We start from the raw sequence: 16,415 nt of genomic DNA on the forward strand, positions 1-16,415 counted from the left end.
CGGCTCCGGCGCGTGGAACCCGTCCCCCAGTCGCGCCCCTTGCGGCGCAGGAAGAATCTCCGATGGCCATGCGTTCCCACTATTGCGGTCTCGTCACCGAAGCCCTGATGGGCCAAACCGTCACCCTCGCGGGCTGGGTGAACCGCCGCCGCGACCATGGCGGCGTGATCTTCATCGATCTGCGCGACCGCGAAGGCAACGTGCAGGTGGTGTGCGACCCCGACCGTGCGGAGATGTTCAAGACGGCCGAGGACGTGCGCAACGAGTTCTGCGTGCAGATCAAGGGCCTGGTGCGTGCGCGCCCCGAAGGCACCACCAACGACAGCCTCAAGAGCGGCAAGATCGAAGTGCTGTGCCATGAGCTGAACGTGCTCAACCCCTCGGTCACGCCGCCGTTCCAGATCGACGACGAGAACCTCTCGGAAACCACGCGCCTCACGCACCGCGTGCTGGACCTGCGCCGTCCGTACATGCAGCGCAACCTGATGCTGCGCTACAAGACGGCGATCCAGGTGCGCAACTTCCTCGACAAGGAAGGTTTCATCGACATCGAGACCCCCATGCTCGGCAAGAGCACGCCCGAAGGCGCGCGCGATTACCTCGTGCCCAGCCGCGTGCACGACGGCCAGTTCTTCGCGCTGCCGCAGTCGCCCCAGCTCTACAAGCAGATGCTGATGGTGGCAGGCTACGATCGCTACTACCAGATCACCAAGTGCTTCCGTGACGAAGACCTGCGCGCCGACCGCCAGCCCGAGTTCACGCAGATCGACTGCGAGACCTCGTTCCTGGGTGAGGAAGAGATCCGCGCGATCTTCCAGCGCATGGTCACCGAGGTGTTCAAGACGCAGCTGGACGTGGACCTGGGCGAATTCCCGATCATGACCTACCAGGATGCCGCCTACCGCTTCGGCTCCGACAAGCCCGACCTGCGCGTGAAGCTGGAGTTCACCGAACTCACCGAGGTCATGAAGGATGTGGACTTCAAGGTCTTCTCCGGTGCCGCCAACATGCAGGGCGGCCGCGTGGTGGCGCTGCGCGTGCCCGGCGGCGCGCGCGAAACCGGCGGCCTCTCGCGCGGCGAGATCGATGCCTACACCGAGTTCGTGAAGATCTACGGCGCCAAGGGCCTGGCCTACATCAAGGTCAACGAGCTGGCCAAGGGCCGCGACGGCTTGCAGTCGCCCATCGTGAAGAACATCCACGATGCCGCCATCGCCGAGATCCTGAAGCGCACCGGCGCGCAGGACGGCGACCTGCTGTTCTTCGGCGCCGACAAGATCAAGGTCGTCAACGACGCCATCGGTGCTCTGCGCCTGAAGATCGGCCACAGCGAGTTCGGCAAGAAGAACGGCCTGTTCGAGAACGTCTGGGCCCCCCTCTGGGTGGTGGACTTCCCGATGTTCGAATACGACGAGGACGATGCGCGCTGGGTCGCGGTGCACCACCCCTTCACCAGCCCCAAGGACGGCCATGAAGACCTCATGGACACCGACCCGGGCCGCTGCCTCGCCAAGGCCTACGACATGGTGCTGAACGGCTGGGAGCTGGGCGGCGGCTCGGTGCGGATCCACCGTGCCGACGTGCAGAGCAAGGTCTTCACCGCCCTCAAGCTCACGCCCGAGGACGCCCGCGCCAAGTTCGGTTACCTGCTGGATGCGCTCCAGTACGGCGCGCCACCGCATGGCGGCCTGGCCTTCGGCCTCGACCGCCTCATCACGCTGATGACGGGCGCCGAGTCGATCCGCGACGTGATCGCCTTCCCGAAGACGCAGCGTGCGCAGGACCTGCTCACGCAGGCGCCCAGCCCCGTGGACGAAAAGCAGTTGCGCGAGCTGCACATCCGCCTGCGCAACCTGGACGCCGCCAAGACCGCCTGATCGCGGCGACGGCAACACGGCAACCCGCCGATGGAGTTTTCATGGCAGAGGCCTTCCCGGGCTTCTGCCATTTTTCATGGAAGGGGCCTTTCCCATGCGGATGGACCGGAAGGTGATGGTGGTCGGGATCGCAGCGCTGGCTCTGGCCGCCTGCGGTGAGAAGAAAACCGAACTGGGGCAGGGGGGCTCGGTGGTCAGTGGCTCGGCCGGGCCGCAGGGCGCGCAGAACGCCGCGCGCGAGCTGGTGCGCTGCGATGCCCCGGTCGCCACGCTGGCATTGGCCGAGAACCCGAACGGCTATGTCATGGGTTCGGGCTACCAGCTTCCGGCCTCGCCCGTGCCCCTCGTCAAGCTGCTCGCCCAGCAAAGCGGCTGTTTCCGCGTCGTGGACCGGGCCGCCGGCCTGCGCGGCACGGTGCAGGAGCAGGATCTGCGCGACGCAGGTGTCTTGCGCAAGGACACCACGGTCCACAAGGGCCGCGGCTACGAGGCACAGTACACGCTCACGCCGAGCCTCACTTTCAGCGAGCAGAACGCAGGGCGGGGCATCGGCGGCATCCTCGCGATGATCCCGGTGCTGCGCGACATGGCCGGCCTCATCGGGCTCGCGGAGCAGGTGAAGCTCAAGGAGGCCCAGACCGCGCTGCTGCTCTCCGACAACGAAACCACGGAGCAGGTGGCGGCCGCCACCGGGTCCGCGCGCACCACCGACCTGGGCGTCGGCGGCCTGGTGATCGGCCGGCTGGGGGGCGGCGCGGGCGCGGGCTGGAGCAACACCAACGAGGGCAAGGTGATCGCCGCGGCGTTCCTCGATGCGCACAACCAGCTCGTGACCCAGGTGCGTGCCCTGCAGGCCAAGGACATGCCGCCGCCCGTGGCGGTCCGCAAGCCGCCGGCCGGCTGATGCCCCGCGCGATCGATCCGATGGAAAACCGATAATTTCGGCTCGACAGCAGGCGCAAGATTTGCTTACATTTTTGCGGCTTTTGCCGATTGTCGTCGGCAGGCCTGCTTGATGGGAGCCTCGCACCGTGTCTTCATCCTTGACCCTGTCCCCGGAGGATTGGCTGCGCTACATGCCCACCGCGCAGCAGCAGCGGCAGGAACTGCGGCTTGTCGAAGGCGCCTGGGACCACCTGGCGCTGCTGTCGTCGCTGTCGCTGCTGTCCTCCAAGGCATCGTCGGGCAGCGACCTGGCGCGGGCCCGCAAGGATTTCGCCGCGCTGTCGCAGGAGTTGATGCACGGGCTGGCGGGCGAAGCGCTCCGCAACCGCCTGGATGACCTCACCACCCGGGCACAGATCTGCATCGACGTGCTGGTGCGCAACCTTTTCGAGCGCACGGCCGACATCGGCTTCTTCGCGACCGACAGCGCATTGACGCACTACCTTGCCGAAGGACGCGCCGACGCTGACGCCGGCGCCGAAGCCCGCCGGCAGATCGAAGCGCGGCTGCGCTCCTACGCCGACAAATACACCGTCTATGGCGGCATTTTCCTTTTCGATGCGCACGGTGTGCTGCGCGCGAGCCTGCGGCCCGCCGGCAGCGACGGCGCCCTGGAGGATGCGGCGCAGGAAGGGGCCCCCGCGCGCGACATGGCCTTTCTGCGCGGCGTGATCGGCAGCGACGCCGCCTATGTGGAGCACTACGGCCGCCACGGCTTCAGCGCGCAGGATGCGCAGACGCTCGTCTATGCCCGCCGCGTGGTGCACCAGGGCCAGGCCGTGGGCGTGCTGTGCCTGGAATTCCGGCTGGCCGATGAGATGCCCGCCATCTTCGCCTCGCTCCAGGGCGCGACGGAAGGCGGAGGAGGGCACGCCGTCGACGCGGTGCTGGCGCTGGCCGACGCACAGGGGATGATCCTCGCGTCGAGCGACCTGCTGCAGCTGCCCGTGGGGTGGCGCGTGCCCGAGGCCGCCGACGGCGCGCCGGCCGGTGGCCAGGTGGTGCGGCACATGGGGCGCCGCTACCTGCTCGTGGCGCGCCCCACGCAGGGGTTCCAGGGGTACGGCGGGCCCGGCTGGCGAGGGGTGGCCCTGTTGCCGCTGGATGGTGCCTTCGACGACGCCATGGAGCTGTCCGGGGAGCGGGCCGGAGCGGCGGGGCAGGCCGAACTCCTGTCCGAGGGCCTGCGCGGCATTCCCGTGCGGTCCGCCGCGATCCAGTCGGCCCTGGAGCGCTCGGTCTGGAATGGCCTGCTGGACCTGGAGCAGATCGGAGGCTCGGAGGCCACATCGCGCGAGCGGGGCTTCGCGCGCGCCCTGCTGTCGGAAATCGGGGCGACGGCGCGCCGGACCGCCCGCGTGTTCTCGGCCGCGCTCGAGGGCCTGTACGGCGTGGCGACGCGCTCGCTGCTGAGCGATGCGCAAAGCCGCGGCCTGCTGGCGATGCAGATCCTCGACCGCAACCTGTACGAACGCGCGAACGATTGCCGCTGGTGGGCCCTGGCCCCGCAGTTCGCCGACACGCTGGCCGCGGGAACCGCCGATGGCGACGCCTCGGCCGCCGTGCTGCGGGAGATCAACGCGCTCTACACCGTCTACAGCGGATTGGTGCTGTTCGACCGCGGGGGCCGGGTGGTCGCGGTCTCCCAGCCGGCGCATGCGCACCATGTGGGAACGGTGCTGGACGAGCCCTGGGTGGCGCGGTGCCTGCAACTGCCGTCCGAGCAGAGCTACACGGTGAGCGACTACGCCGCAAGCCGCTTCCATGCGGACGGCCCGACCTTCGTCTATGCGGCGGCGGTGCGTGCCCCCCGGCAGGCCGGCGAGCACGGGCGCGGCGGCGAAATCCTCGGGGGGGTGGGCGTGGTCTGGGATGCGGGGCGGCAGCTCGACTCGATCCTGGCCGATTGCGCCGTCGGCCTGGGCGGTCGCGACGCGCTGGCGTTCGTGAATGCCGCGGGAGCGGTGGTGCGGTCGGCGGGGCCCGCCGGTGCGGGCGCGGACGCCGGAGTTTTGCAGGCGGCCCTGGCGGCGCTGCACACTGCACCGGCCGAACGCATGGCGGACGTGCAGGGGCACTGGTTCGGCATGGGCGTCGCGCTCGGGCAGGGCTATCGGGAGTTCCGCACGGAGGATGGCTACGAACATGGCCTGCGCTGCGTGGTCCTGAGGCACCTGTGCTCCAGCGCCCGGCACGCGGAAGCCGTGGGTGCGGTGCCCGCGCCGCTGGCTGCCGCTGCGCATGCCGATCCGGGCTTCGCGCTGCAGGTGGCCACGTTCATGGCGGCAGGGCACTGGTTCGGCATCGATGCGGCCCAGGTCGTGGCCGCCGCACCGGACGCGGCGGTGCTGCACGCCGGCGGTGCGCGCCCGCCGTTCCTCGGGCTGGCACAGATCGGAGAACATGTCTGCCCCGTGGTGGACATGCACACGTTGGTGGCCACCACGCGGGCTGCCGCGCCGGTGTCCCGGCAGGCCGATGCCAATCGCCAGCTCATCGTGCTGCGCGTGCCGCTGGAGGGCGCACGCCAGGCCGAATTCGCGCTCCGCGTGGATGCGCTCGGGCCGATGCTCGACGTGGACCGGCGGCAACTGCAGCCCGTGCCGTGGAGCGCGGCGGCCGGCGCGCTGGAAGGCCCGTCGCTCGTCGATACGGTGCTGGCGGTGCCGGTCGAGGGCGACCGGCCCGCCAAGCGCATGCTGTGCCGCATCGGCACGCCGTGGCTGCAGCAGTGCGCTGCGGGCGCGGCCGGTGCCGCGCAGCCGCTGGACGTGGCGGCGCTGCTGGCCGCCGGATGACGCGGACCGGCATGGCGGCGGGTCCTGCGCCTGGCTTCAAGCTCCCCGAGTCGGTGCTCGTGGTGATCCACACGCCCGCGCTGGACGTGCTGCTCATCCGCCGCGCGGGCGGCGGTCCCGCGCATTGGCAATCGGTCACGGGCAGCAAGGATTTCCCCGAGGAGCCGTTCGAGGCCACGGCCATCCGCGAAGTCCGGGAAGAAACCGGTATCGATGCATGCGCGCCAGGGCACGTGCTCACCGACTGGTTCCTGGAGAACGAATACGACATCTGGCCACAGTGGCTGCACCGCTACGCGCCGGGCGTGGTGCGCAACCGGGAGCGCCTGTTCGGTCTGTGCGTGCCCGCAGGCACGGCGGTGGTGCTCAGCCCGCGCGAGCACGACGCGTGGCGCTGGCTGCCGTGGCGCGATGCGGCGCAGGCCTGCTTTTCTCCGTCGAATGCGGAAGCGTGCCTGATGCTGCCGCGCCATGCGCATGCGGTGCGCCGGCCGCCCGCCGCAGGGCCCGCGCCGCGCGGCTGAGATCAGACCGGCCGCAGCTGCAGCATGCTGGCGGGGTCGGCATCGCCGGGGCCCGTGCCGCCGCCGTCAGTGTTCGCCACCGGCGCGGCCCGGCCGGCTCCGTCCGCGGCACCGCCGGGGCGGCCGGCGCGCAGCACCAGTTCGCCGGGTTTGCGTTCGCTGCCCTGGCCCAGCACGGCGCGCGCCGGGGCGCTGCCGCAGCGCAGGCGCAGGGCATCGATGGTGTCCTGGTGGCTGGCGAGCGCATCGGGTTCCAGCTTGGCCGCGTGGCGCGTCAGTACCTGCTGCGCGAGGTCCAGCAGCTTGGTGTTCAGGGTGGTGCCGGCATGTTCGAGCAATTGGCGCACGGCGCCGGCAGGGTCGCCGCCCAGGCTGTGGGCGATGGCTTCCTCCGCCATGCGGTTGACACGCGGAAGGCACGCGCGCACGGCTTCCGCATAGGCGGCGCAGGCGCTGCCGGCATTGGCCATCAGCTCGCACAGGCCGCGGGTATTGGCGTAGCGCATGCCGACGGTGTCGATCCACCCGGGGGCTTCGGCAAGGTCGATGGAAGTGTTGGTCAGCACGGCCAGCAGGCCCACGAGGTTGCAGGCGGCCTCGAAATCGAAATCGGGGGACTGGACCTGGGCCGCCATCGCGCGCACTTCCGCCACGGCCTGGGCGAACTGCCGCTGCAGGATGAGTTGCAGCGTGCGCACCACGTTCTCGAAGCGCAGCAGGCGCTCGCTGGACGGGTGGCGCTCTCGGATGCGGCCGAAATCCGCCATGCAGCGTTCGAGCCCCTTGCGGTCGCGCGCGTCGAACTGGCTGAAGGCGAGCAGCACCAGCGACTGGTAGTCGAACAGCTTGGAATCGATGCCCAGCACGGCCGCGCGCGCGAGCATCTTGGCGGAGGTTTCGCGGTCGCCCTGGTAGTGGGCCATCATGCCGAGCTTCTGCAGCCGCACGACGGAGTCGGGCGTGAGTTGGGCGGCGGTGCGGTAGGTGGCGAGCGCTTCCTCGAACTGGCCCATCTCCACCTGCGCGCGGCCCAGCACGTCGTAGGCGTCGGCGAACGATGCGTCCTCGCCGATGAGTCCCTGCAGCGTGGTCACGGCGCGCGGCGCCTGGCCGGCCTCGATCTGCGCGCGGGCCACGCCGAGCTTGGCCCAGGGCAGCGCGCGCGCCTCGATCACGGCTTCGAACAGCGTGCGGGCCTCGTCGTGGCGGCCCAGGCGCAGCAGCAGTTCGCTGCCGATGCGCGCCGCATAGAGCCAATACGGGCGCCGGGTCTCGAAGCGCTCCACGCAGAGCCGGGCGGCGCCCTCGAAGTCCTCCTCGCCGATCGCGTCGAAGATGGGCCGCAGGTGGGTCTTGCGCAGCCGCGCGAGCGAGAGCCGCTCGAACAGCGCGCTGGGCGTGAACGGCTTGAGCAGGTAGCCGTCGAGCGCCGATTCCGCGGCCTCGGCGACCGCGGCATACGAGGCCTCGGCGGTCACCATGAAGAACACGGTCGAGAAGGGGAGCATCTGCGCGCGGCGCAGGTCGTCCAGCAGCGTCTGGCCCGACTGCCCGGATTCGGGGAAGTACTGCTCGCAGAGCACGTAGTCGTACACGGTGTGCTCGAGCCGCGCGCGGGCGTCCTGCACCCGGCTGCACTGCACCACGCGCGAGATGCCGTATTCGCGCAACTGCGCCACGAGGATGCTGCGCGAGGTGGCGTTGCCGTCGATGACCAGGGCCTGCGATTCGGCGGGAGCGGCTGCGGCTTTGGCGCTGGGCATGGCGGGGCCGCGGTGCGGCCTGGGAGGTGGGAGGGCCAGTGTAGGGCTTTCGCCCGGCGCGGCGGGCGGTGAAAGCCCGGGGTACCGGTGCGCCTGCGCCACAATCGCGCCATGGAACCATCGGACGGCTCGGGCGACGGCGGCATTCTGCGGGTCGCCACGTACAACATCCACAAGGGCGTGCAGGGCCTGGGGCCGGCGCGCCGGCTGGAGATCCACAACCTCGGCCATGCGGTCGAGCAGCTCGATGCCGACATCGTCTGCCTGCAGGAAGTGCGCAAGCTGCACCACCGCGGTGCGCAGCACTTCGCGCGCTGGCCCGAGATGCCGCAGGCGGATTTCCTCGCGCCCGAGGGCTATGCGGCGGTCTACCGCACCAACGCCGTCACGCGCCAGGGCGAGCACGGCAACGCGCTGCTGACGCGCTGGCCCGTGATCGGCCACCAGCACGAGGACATCTCCGACCACCGGTTCGAGCAGCGCGGCCTGCTGCACGTCGAGATCGACGTGCAGGACCGGCGCGTGCATGCCATCGTGGTGCACCTGGGGCTGATCGCCGGCAGCCGCGTGCGGCAGGTGGCGCAACTGCAGCGCTTCATCGCGCGCGAGGTGCCGCCCGGCGCCCCGCTCGTGGTGGCGGGCGATTTCAACGACTGGGGCCAGCAGATCAAGCGCGCGCTGGCGGCGTTCGGCCTGCGCGAATACGACGAGGCGCCGCGCGCCTTCACCTACCCGGCCCGGCTGCCCATGGTCCAGCTCGACCACGTGTACGTGCGCGGCATGGAGCCGGTGGGGCTGCACGTGCCGCGCGGGCGCATCTGGTGGCGCATGTCCGACCACCTGCCGCTGATCGCCGAGTTCCGGCTGTGAACCGGCCGGCCGCCCGATCCGAAGCCGCGCCCCCGGGCCGGCCGCCCCGGCGGTTCGCGCTGCCCGGGCGTCGCGCTGTGGCGCCCCCGCCGCTGGCCGGCGGGCACCGCCTGGCGCTGCTGCAGGGCTCGGCCGAACTGTTCGCCGCCCTGATCGCGGACATGGATGCGGCCCTGTCGGACATCCAGTTCGAGACCTACATCTTCGACTGCACCGGCTCCGGCGCCGACATCGCCGAGGCGCTGATCCGCGCGGCCCGGCGCGGCGTGCGCGTGCACCTCGTCGTGGACGGCGTGGGCACCGGCCGCCTGTGCCCGCCCTGGCCCGAACGGTTCGAGGAAGCCGGCGTGCGCATGCAGGTGTATTCGCCGCTGGGGCCGCTCGGCCTGCTGTTCCCGAAGCGCTGGCGGCGGCTGCACCGCAAGCTCTGCGTGGTGGACGGCTGCGTGCTCTATTGCGGCGGCATCAACGTGCTGGACGACCTGCACGACCCCAACCACGGCGTGCTGGAGGCGCCGCGCTTCGACTTCGCCGTGCGGGCCGAGGGCCGCCTCGTGGAGGAGGCCGGCGAGGCCATGGAGCAGATCTGGTGGCGCCTGCAGGCCGCGCGCGATGCGCGCCGCCACCGCCTCGCCGACCTGCTGCGCGATCTGCGCGCCGCGGCCCAGGCCCGGCAGGCCGAGCGCTTGGCGCGCGGCGCGGGCGATGCGGCCGGCAGCAGCCATACGGTGCCCGGCACGCGCGCGGGGCTGCTGCTGCGCGACAACCTGCGCAACCGCAGCCGCATCGAGCGCGCCTACCGCCGCGCCATCGGCAACGCGCGCCACGAGATCATCATCGCCAACGCGTATTTCCTGCCCGGCGGCAAGCTGCGGCGAGCGCTGGTCATGGCCGCGCGGCGCGGCGTGCGCGTGCGGCTGCTGCTGCAGGGGCGCTACGAATACTTCATGCAGTACCACGCGGCGCGTCCCGTCTATGGCGCGCTGCTGGCCGCGGGGGTGGAGATCCACGAATACGCGCCCAGCTTCCTGCATGCCAAGGTGGCGGTGATCGATGCGCACGGCGAGCACCCGTGGGCCACGGTGGGCTCGTCCAACCTCGATCCGCTGTCGATGCTGCTGGCGCGCGAGGCCAATGTGGTGGTGGAGGATGCCGCCTTCGCCGCCGACCTGCGGGCGCGGCTGGTCGATGCGATGGAGCACGCCGGCCGCGTGCTGGACCCCCGGGCCTACGGTGCGCGCCCCTGGGGCCAGCGGCTGCGCGACCGCGTCGCCTTCGCCCTCATGCGCATGGCGCTCTGGGTCACCGGCAACCGCTACTGATGCCGGTTTGGCTGCACTTCCGCAGGTTTGCTATTGATTTAATAGCAAACTATTCAATGGATACGGCGGCATGAATGCGAAAACCCTTGTAGAGCCGGAACCGGGCTTCGCTGGTACCATCGCGCGCATGTTCACACACCTCGCCGACGATCCGAACAGCCCCCCGCCCCCCGAAGGCGGCGCGCCCGTCTCGGTCAAGATCCGTGAGCGCCTGCTCGCGTCCCGCAAGCGGTTCCACGCCAACGACAACATCTCCGAATTCATCGAGCCCGGCGAGCTGGAGCGGCTGCTCGACGAGGTCGAGGGCAAGATGCAAGGCGTGCTCGACAGCCTCATCATCGACACGCAGGGCGACCACAACACGCAGGACACCGCCCGCCGCGTGGCCAAGATGTACATCAACGAGGTGTTCAAGGGCCGCTACGCCAGGCAGCCCGCCATCACCGAATTCCCCAACGCCGAGCACCTGAACGAGCTCATGATCGTGGGCCCGATCACCGTGCGCAGCGCCTGCAGCCACCACTTCTGCCCCGTGATCGGCAAGCTCTGGATCGGCGTGCTGCCCAACGAGCACACCAACGTGATCGGCCTCTCGAAATACGCGCGCCTGGTCGACTGGGTGATGGGCCGCCCGCAGATCCAGGAAGAGGCCGTGGTGCAGCTGGCCGACCTCATCATGGAGAAGACCCAGCCCGACGGCCTGGCCATCGTGATGGAGGCCAGCCACTTCTGCATGTCCTGGCGTGGCGTGCGCGAGATGGACAGCAAAATGCTGAACTCGGTGATGCGCGGCGTCTTCCTGAAGGACGCGGCGCTGCGCCGGGAATTCCTCTCGCTCATTCCCGGAAGGAACTGACATGCTCGTACGCCTGCTCTACGCCAGCCGCGCGGTGGACACCTCCAACGCGGCCATCGAAGCCATCCTGGCCCAGTCGCGCCAGCACAACTCCGCCTGCGGCATCACCGGCGTGCTCTGCTACGGCGGCGGCGTGTTCCTGCAGGCCATCGAGGGCGGACGCTCGGCCGTGAGCGCGCTCTACGGCCACATCCAGCGCGACCCGCGCCACAAGGATGTCGAGCTGCTGCACTTCGAGGAGATCGACGAGCGGCGCTTCAGCGGCTGGACCATGGGGCAGGTGAATCTCGGCAAGATCAACCACTCGATCCTGCTGCGCTATTCCGAGAAGCCCGAGCTGGACCCGTATTCGGTGTCGGGCCGGGTGTCGTTCGCGCTGCTCGAAGAGCTGATGGCCACGGCCTCGATCATCGGCCGGGCATAGCACGCATCCCGCTGGGCGGCCGCGCCGCTTCCCCCTTTCGCTCTTCTCCCCGCGCTCGCGCGCGGCAAGGGGGCCGGCGCCGGCGGCCGGGCAGGGCCTTCGCCGCGGCGTCTGCCGGCATGGCCCGCTCCGCGGCCTTCCGGCGGATGCGGCCCCGCCCGTTCCGTCCATCGCACGGCCCTGCGCGCCGAACCCCTCCTGACCCGTGTCCCTCAACGCCTTCGCCCTCATCATCCTCGCCGGCCTGATCCACGCGGGCTGGAACATCGTGGCCAAGAAGGCCGGGGGCGACGCACGCTTCGCCTTCTTCACCGCCGCGGTGATGATGGTCCTCTGGGCCCCGCTCGGCGCCTGGCTGGGCTGGGACGTGGTGCCGCAATGGGGCCTGCGCGAATGGGCCTTCGTGGCGGCGAGCGGCGTGCTGCACGTGGCGTACTACGTGATCCTGCTGCGCGGCTACCGCAAGGCCGACCTGACCGTGGTCTACCCGATCGCGCGCGGCTCGGGGCCGCTGCTGTCGTCCTTCGTGGCCATCGCCTTCCTGGGCGAACACATCAGCGCGCTGGGGCTGGCGGGCATCGCGGGCGTGGTGGGCGGGGTGTTCCTCATCGCGGGCGGGCCGGCGCTGCTGCGCGCCTCGCACGATCAGGTCGCGCGGGCGCGGGTGCACAAGGGCATCCTCTACGGGCTGCTCACGGGGGCGTTCATCGCCAGCTACACGGTCGTGGACGGCTATGCCGTCAAGGCGCTGCTCATGTCGCCCATCCTCATCGACTACATGGGCAACTTCGTGCGCGTGGCGCTGCTCGCGCCGGTCGTGCTGCGCGACGTGCCCACGGCGCGGCAGCTCTGGCGCGCGCAGTGGCGCTTCGCCGTGGCCGTGGCGGCGGTGAGCCCGGTGGCCTACGTGCTGGTGCTCTACGCGATGCAGCAGGCGCCGATGTCGCACGTGGCGCCCGCGCGCGAGGTGTCGATGCTGTTCGCGGCCCTCATCGGCGGGCACCTGCTCGGCGAAGGCGACCGCGCGGCCCGCGTGGCCGGGGCGGTGCTCATCGCGGCCGGCGTGGCCGCGCTGGCGCTGGGCTAGGAGCGGCGCGCATGGCCGCCGCCCCACCACCACCGACTGGCCCGCAGCTCGTCGGCTGCGATTTCTCCAGCAGCCCCAGCCGGCGCAAGCCCATCGTGCTCGCGCGCGGCCACGAACGTGGGGGCCGCGTGTCGCTGGCGGGTCTGGAGCGTTTCGAGACGCTGGATTCCTTCGGCCGCTGGCTGGCCGCGCCCGGCGCCTGGGTCGGCGGCTTCGACCTGCCGTTCGGGCTGCCGCGCGGCCTGCTGGCGGCGCTCGGCTGGCCGATGGAATGGTCGGCCAGCATGGCGCACTACCGCGGCTTGGCCCGCCCGCAGATCCGCGATGCGTTCGCCGCGTTCTGCGCGGCACGCCCCGTGGGGGCCAAGTTCGCGCACCGCGCCACCGACGGGCCGGCCGGGTCGAGCCCGTCGATGAAATGGGTGAACCCGCCGGTCGCCTACATGCTGCACGCGGGGGTTCCGCTGCTGATCGATGCCGGCGTGCACCTGCCGGGCCTGCGGGCGGGCGATCCGGCGCGCGTGGCGCTGGAGGCGTACCCCGGCCTGCTGGCGCGCGAGATCCTGGGCCGCCGCAGCTATAAGAGCGACGACGCTGCCAGGCAGACCGCCGAACGCTTCATCGCGCGCAAGGACCTCATCGCGGGCCTGGAAGCCGGCGCCACGCGCCTGGGCCTGCGGCTGGCGCTCACCCATGCCCAGCGCGATGCGCTGGCCGGCGATGCGAGCGGCGACAGCCTCGATGCCGTGCTGTGCCTCGTGCAGGCGGCCTGGGCCGCGCGCTGCCATGCGCAGGGCGACCCGCTCTACGGCCTGCCCGCCGGCCTGGATCCGCTCGAAGGCTGGATCGTCACCGCGCCCTTTCCCGCGGCCTGAGCATCCCCGCCCGGCCCGTGTGCTTCGCCGCCCGGATACCCGCGCTTTGCACCGGCTTCATAGGCGGATCGCACAATGCCCACCGAACATGCCCATGCCGCCATGGCGAAAGGAGCCTCCATGCCCATCGAAGCGATCGTCGGAGCGAAGAGGGCGCTGCGCGCCGGTGCGGTGCTGGCAGCGCTGTGCGCAGCGGTGGCCGCGAACGCGGCCGGCGGTGCGGCAGCCGACCGGGCGGAGCGGGCCGCCGAACGCGCGGACGGCTTCGGCCCTTCCGGTGCGCCCTGGACGCCGCCCGCGGGCATGCGCTTCCTGCACGACGTGCCCTATGGCGCCGATGCGCGCCAGCGCATGGACGTGTACCTGCCGCCGCATCCGCGCGGGGCGCCGGTGGTCTTCATGGTGCACGGCGGCGCCTGGCGCTATGGCGACAAGTCCGGCGCCACGGTGGTGCGCAACAAGGTGGAGCACTGGGTGCCGCGCGGCGCGGTGCTGGTGTCCATCAACTACCGCATGCTGCCGGACGCCGGGCCGCTGGCCCAGGTGCAGGACGTGGCCCGGGCGCTGGCCGAAGCGCAGCGCCTCGCGCCGCGCTGGGGTGCGGACCCGGGCCGCTTCGTCACCATGGGCCACTCGGCCGGTGCGCACCTGGTCGCGCTGCTGGCCGCCTCGCCCGCGCTGCAGCACGCAGCGGGCGCGCAGCCCGTGCGGGCCACGGTGGCGCTCGACAGCGCCGCCATGGACGTGCCGCGCCTCATGCAGGCGCGCCATCCGCCGCTCTACGACCGCGCGTTCGGCCGGGACCCCGCGCACTGGGCCGATGCCTCGCCCGCCCAGCGCCTGCAGCAGGCGGCGCCGCCGCTGCTGGCGGTGTGCTCCAGCCGCCGGGCCATCGCCTGCGACCAGGCCTACCGGCTCGCGGCCCAGGCCCAGTCGCTGGGCATGCGCGCCGAGGTGCTGCCGCAGGACCTGGACCACCGCGGCACGAACGAACAGCTCGGCCTGCCGGGTGGCTACACCGCCGCGGTGGATGCCTTCCTGCAGTCGGTGGGGGCCGCGCCATGACGCGCGCGGCTGCCCGTGGCCGCCTGCGCGCCGTTCTGCTGGCCGGCGTGGCCGCCCTGCTGGCCCTGGAAACCTGGGCCGCGCCGGCGCCCTGGTACTACTGGCGCAGCAAGGTGGATGGGCGCCGCGTGTGCGCCCAGGCTTCGCCGGGAGAGGGCTGGGAGCGCGACGGCCCGCCCTACGAGGGCGCCGGCTGCACCGCGCCGCGCAAGGTGTTCGTGATCCCGATGCGCTGAAGCGCCTCCCGTTCAGGCGCTCTCGCGCTCCACGATCGAGAAGCCGATGTCCACGCTCGGCTCGGCCACCGCACGGCCTTCGGCGCGGTCGGCGATGAAGCGCGCGGCGGTCTCGCCGATGCGCGTGCCGTCGATGCGCACCGTGGTCAGGCTGGGCGACTGGGTGGCCGCGAATTCGATGTCGCCGAAGCCCACCACGGCCAGGTCGCCCGGCACGGAGATGCCGCGTGCGCGGGCTTCCGTGAGCACGCCCAGGGCCAGCATGTCCGAGCTGCAGAACACCGCGTCGATGCGCGGCGTGCGCTCCAGCAGCGCGGCCAGGCCGGTACGCCCTTCGGCATGCGAGGTGGGGGCCGGGCCCCAGTGCACCGCGGGGGGCGGCAGGCCGCGCTGTCGGGCCGCTTCGGAGAACCCCTGCTGGCGGCGCATGGCGCGGTTGTCGTCACCGCTCAGCACGGCGAGCTGCCGGTGCCCGCGACCGTGCAGGTAGGCGCACACCGCCTCGCCCAGGCGCTCGTGCGACAGCCCCACCAGCATGTCGATGGGGGTGGGCGTGGTGTCCCAGGTCTCCACCACGGGAATGCCCGAGGCCAGCAGCAGGCGGCGCCCTTCGGGCGAGTGCATGACGCCCGTGAGCACGATGCCGTCGGGCCGCCGGCCCACGATGGCGCGCAGCAGCTCGTCTTCGCGCGAGGCCGCGTAGCCGACCTCGCCGAACATCACCTGGAAGCCGCGCGCGTGCAGCGCGTCGGTGAGCGACTGGATCATTTCCCCGAACAGTTGGCCGCGCGTGGTGGGCACCAGCGCCATCACGAGGTGGCTGCGCGACGAGCGCAAGCCGCCGGCCATGAGGTTGGGCACGTAGCCCAGCGTGGCCACGGCCTCCTGCACGCGTTCGCGCGTGGCTTCGCTCACCTGCGCGGGCGTCTTCAGCACGCGCGACACCGTAATCATCGAGACCCCGGCCCGCTCGGCCACCTCCCGCAGGGTGACGGCTCCGCGGGCGCTGGAGGATGGAACGGGGGCGGGGGGCGTCGGGGGACGCGGGGAAGCGCTGGCGCGGGAGGGCATGGGGCCCGAGTCTAGGCGAAGCGCCCCCGGCTCTTCTTTGGATCCCGCATTCAAGGGTTTACCCTCTATTCCATGGCGATGTTAACGTTAACATTCGCCCCATTCCTGGAAATTGGAGTGCTAAAGCCGCGCGGTCCCCGAAGACCTGCGGCGGCGGATCGGCCGGTTTCCTCCCCCGTTCGTCCTTTCCTTTGCCGGCTTCGTGCCCTCTGCCATGCAACCTCAAGAACTCAAGACCATCATGGGCTCCGGCCTGCTGTCGTTCCCGCTGACCGACTTCGACAGCGAAGGCAACTTCAACGCCCGCGGCTACGCCGAGCGCCTGGAATGGCTCGCGCCCTATGGCGCCAGCGCCCTCTTCGCGGCCGGCGGCACGGGCGAGTTCTTCTCGCTCACGGCCGAGGAATACCCCGCCATCATCGAAACCGCCGTGCAGACCTGCCGCGGCAAGGTGCCGATCATCGCCGGCGCGGGCGGCCCGACCCGCTTCGCCATCCAGTGCGCCCAGGCGGCCGAGAAGGCCGGCGCCCACGGCATCCTGCTGCTGCCGCACTACCTCACCGAAGCGGGCCAGGAAGGCCTGGCCGCCCACGTGGAGGCCGTGTGCAAGAGCGTGAAGTTCGGCGTCATCGTCTACAACCGCGGCCAGAGCCGCTTCGCGCCCGAGACGCTCGCGCGCCTGGCCGAGCGCAATGCCAACCT

15 protein-coding genes are annotated in these 16,415 nt (G+C 71.3%); 13 read left to right on the plus strand and 2 right to left on the minus strand.

From position 1 onward, the window contains the following. The first annotated feature begins 62 nt into the window (after nt 1–62). The 4 genes from aspS to nudB all read left to right on the plus strand — a co-directional run bounded on the left by aspS (nt 63) and on the right by nudB (nt 6,144). Entirely contained in the window at nt 63–1,877 is a 1,815-nt protein-coding gene (gene aspS, locus BM144_RS21125) for an aspartate--tRNA ligase (RefSeq protein ID WP_092957271.1), read from the plus strand. Nucleotides 1,878–1,971: 94 nt separating this feature from the next. Continuing rightward, nucleotides 1,972–2,781: a CsgG/HfaB family protein gene (locus BM144_RS21130; RefSeq protein ID WP_434802688.1), complete on the plus strand. Its 810-nt coding sequence runs from the start codon at nt 1,972–1,974 to the stop codon at nt 2,779–2,781. A gap of 127 nt (nt 2,782–2,908) precedes the next feature. Then, nucleotides 2,909–5,620 (plus strand): chemotaxis protein CheW, encoded by a 2,712-nt coding sequence (locus BM144_RS21135; RefSeq protein ID WP_245783759.1) that lies wholly within the window; start codon nt 2,909–2,911, stop codon nt 5,618–5,620. Further along, a complete protein-coding gene (gene nudB / locus BM144_RS21140) occupies nt 5,617–6,144 on the plus strand; it encodes a dihydroneopterin triphosphate diphosphatase (protein ID WP_245783760.1) in 528 nt (175 codons plus the stop codon). Before BM144_RS21135 ends, nudB begins: the two co-directional genes overlap by 4 nt. Nucleotides 6,145–6,146: 2 nt before the next feature. Here nudB and BM144_RS21145 read toward each other — a convergent pair whose 3' ends face one another. Then, nucleotides 6,147–7,907, minus strand: a complete 1,761-nt coding sequence (locus BM144_RS21145) for a response regulator (RefSeq protein ID WP_092957273.1) — start codon at nt 7,905–7,907, stop codon at nt 6,147–6,149. A 111-nt stretch (nt 7,908–8,018) separates the two neighbouring features. On the opposite strand from BM144_RS21145, the gene BM144_RS21150 reads away from it, so the two are divergent. The 8 genes from BM144_RS21150 (at nt 8,019) to BM144_RS21185 (ending at nt 14,642) form a co-directional block, all read left to right on the plus strand. After that, on the plus strand, nt 8,019–8,777 hold the full coding sequence (locus BM144_RS21150; RefSeq protein ID WP_092957276.1) for an endonuclease/exonuclease/phosphatase family protein: 759 nt from the start codon (nt 8,019–8,021) through the stop codon (nt 8,775–8,777). 77 nt (nt 8,778–8,854) lie between these two features. Next, on the plus strand, nt 8,855–10,099 hold the full coding sequence (gene clsB / locus BM144_RS21155) for a cardiolipin synthase ClsB (protein ID WP_092957279.1): 1,245 nt from the start codon (nt 8,855–8,857) through the stop codon (nt 10,097–10,099). Between the two features lie 127 nt (nt 10,100–10,226). Further along, a complete protein-coding gene (gene folE / locus BM144_RS21160; RefSeq protein ID WP_092957282.1) occupies nt 10,227–10,955 on the plus strand; it encodes a GTP cyclohydrolase I in 729 nt (242 codons plus the stop codon). Between the two features lies 1 nt (nt 10,956). Further along, on the plus strand, nt 10,957–11,379 hold the full coding sequence (locus BM144_RS21165) for a BLUF domain-containing protein (RefSeq protein WP_092957285.1): 423 nt from the start codon (nt 10,957–10,959) through the stop codon (nt 11,377–11,379). Nucleotides 11,380–11,584: 205 nt separating this feature from the next. Beyond that, nucleotides 11,585–12,466 carry an EamA family transporter gene (locus BM144_RS21170; protein ID WP_092957288.1) on the plus strand — a complete coding sequence of 294 codons (882 nt, stop codon included), beginning with the start codon at nt 11,585–11,587 and terminating at the stop codon, nt 12,464–12,466. An 11-nt stretch (nt 12,467–12,477) separates the two neighbouring features. Beyond that, nucleotides 12,478–13,341: a DUF429 domain-containing protein gene (locus tag BM144_RS21175; protein ID WP_092957292.1), complete on the plus strand. Its 864-nt coding sequence runs from the start codon at nt 12,478–12,480 to the stop codon at nt 13,339–13,341. 75 nt (nt 13,342–13,416) lie between these two features. Beyond that, entirely contained in the window at nt 13,417–14,406 is a 990-nt protein-coding gene (locus tag BM144_RS21180) for an alpha/beta hydrolase (RefSeq protein ID WP_245783761.1), read from the plus strand. After that, nucleotides 14,403–14,642, plus strand: coding sequence for a hypothetical protein (locus tag BM144_RS21185; RefSeq protein WP_092957295.1), 240 nt, complete (start codon nt 14,403–14,405; stop codon nt 14,640–14,642). The genes BM144_RS21180 and BM144_RS21185 overlap by 4 nt, the downstream gene beginning before the upstream one ends. A 12-nt stretch (nt 14,643–14,654) precedes the next feature. On the opposite strand, the gene BM144_RS21190 is transcribed toward BM144_RS21185, so the two are convergent. After that, complete coding sequence (locus tag BM144_RS21190; protein WP_092957298.1) at nt 14,655–15,713, minus strand: LacI family DNA-binding transcriptional regulator; 1,059 nt, start codon at nt 15,711–15,713, stop codon at nt 14,655–14,657. 214 nt (nt 15,714–15,927) lie between these two features. Here BM144_RS21190 and BM144_RS21195 point away from each other — a divergent pair. Then, the coding region (locus tag BM144_RS21195) for a dihydrodipicolinate synthase family protein (RefSeq protein WP_175526098.1) at nt 15,928–16,415 on the plus strand (488 nt) is incomplete at its 3' end.

The sequence above is a fragment of the Paracidovorax konjaci genome (genome assembly GCF_900112675.1).
GTDB classification, from domain to species: Bacteria; Pseudomonadota; Gammaproteobacteria; order Burkholderiales; family Burkholderiaceae_C; genus Paracidovorax; species Paracidovorax konjaci.

What these genes read in the sequence shown, in the direction of transcription:
- BM144_RS21150 (WP_092957276.1), top strand. Translation starts at nt 8,019, where the DNA reads ATGGAACCATCGGACGGCTCGGGCGACGGCGGCATTCTGCGGGTCGCC.
- nudB (WP_245783760.1), top strand. Translation starts at nt 5,617, where the DNA reads ATGACGCGGACCGGCATGGCGGCGGGTCCTGCGCCTGGCTTCAAGCTC.
- BM144_RS21145 (WP_092957273.1), bottom strand. Translation starts at nt 7,907, where the DNA reads ATGCCCAGCGCCAAAGCCGCAGCCGCTCCCGCCGAATCGCAGGCCCTG.
- BM144_RS21180 (WP_245783761.1), top strand. Translation starts at nt 13,417, where the DNA reads ATGCCCACCGAACATGCCCATGCCGCCATGGCGAAAGGAGCCTCCATG.
- BM144_RS21190 (WP_092957298.1), bottom strand. Translation starts at nt 15,713, where the DNA reads ATGCCCTCCCGCGCCAGCGCTTCCCCGCGTCCCCCGACGCCCCCCGCC.
- folE (WP_092957282.1), top strand. Translation starts at nt 10,227, where the DNA reads ATGTTCACACACCTCGCCGACGATCCGAACAGCCCCCCGCCCCCCGAA.
- BM144_RS21165 (WP_092957285.1), top strand. Translation starts at nt 10,957, where the DNA reads ATGCTCGTACGCCTGCTCTACGCCAGCCGCGCGGTGGACACCTCCAAC.
- BM144_RS21175 (WP_092957292.1), top strand. Translation starts at nt 12,478, where the DNA reads ATGGCCGCCGCCCCACCACCACCGACTGGCCCGCAGCTCGTCGGCTGC.
- BM144_RS21130 (WP_434802688.1), top strand. Translation starts at nt 1,972, where the DNA reads ATGCGGATGGACCGGAAGGTGATGGTGGTCGGGATCGCAGCGCTGGCT.
- BM144_RS21185 (WP_092957295.1), top strand. Translation starts at nt 14,403, where the DNA reads ATGACGCGCGCGGCTGCCCGTGGCCGCCTGCGCGCCGTTCTGCTGGCC.
- aspS (WP_092957271.1), top strand. Translation starts at nt 63, where the DNA reads ATGGCCATGCGTTCCCACTATTGCGGTCTCGTCACCGAAGCCCTGATG.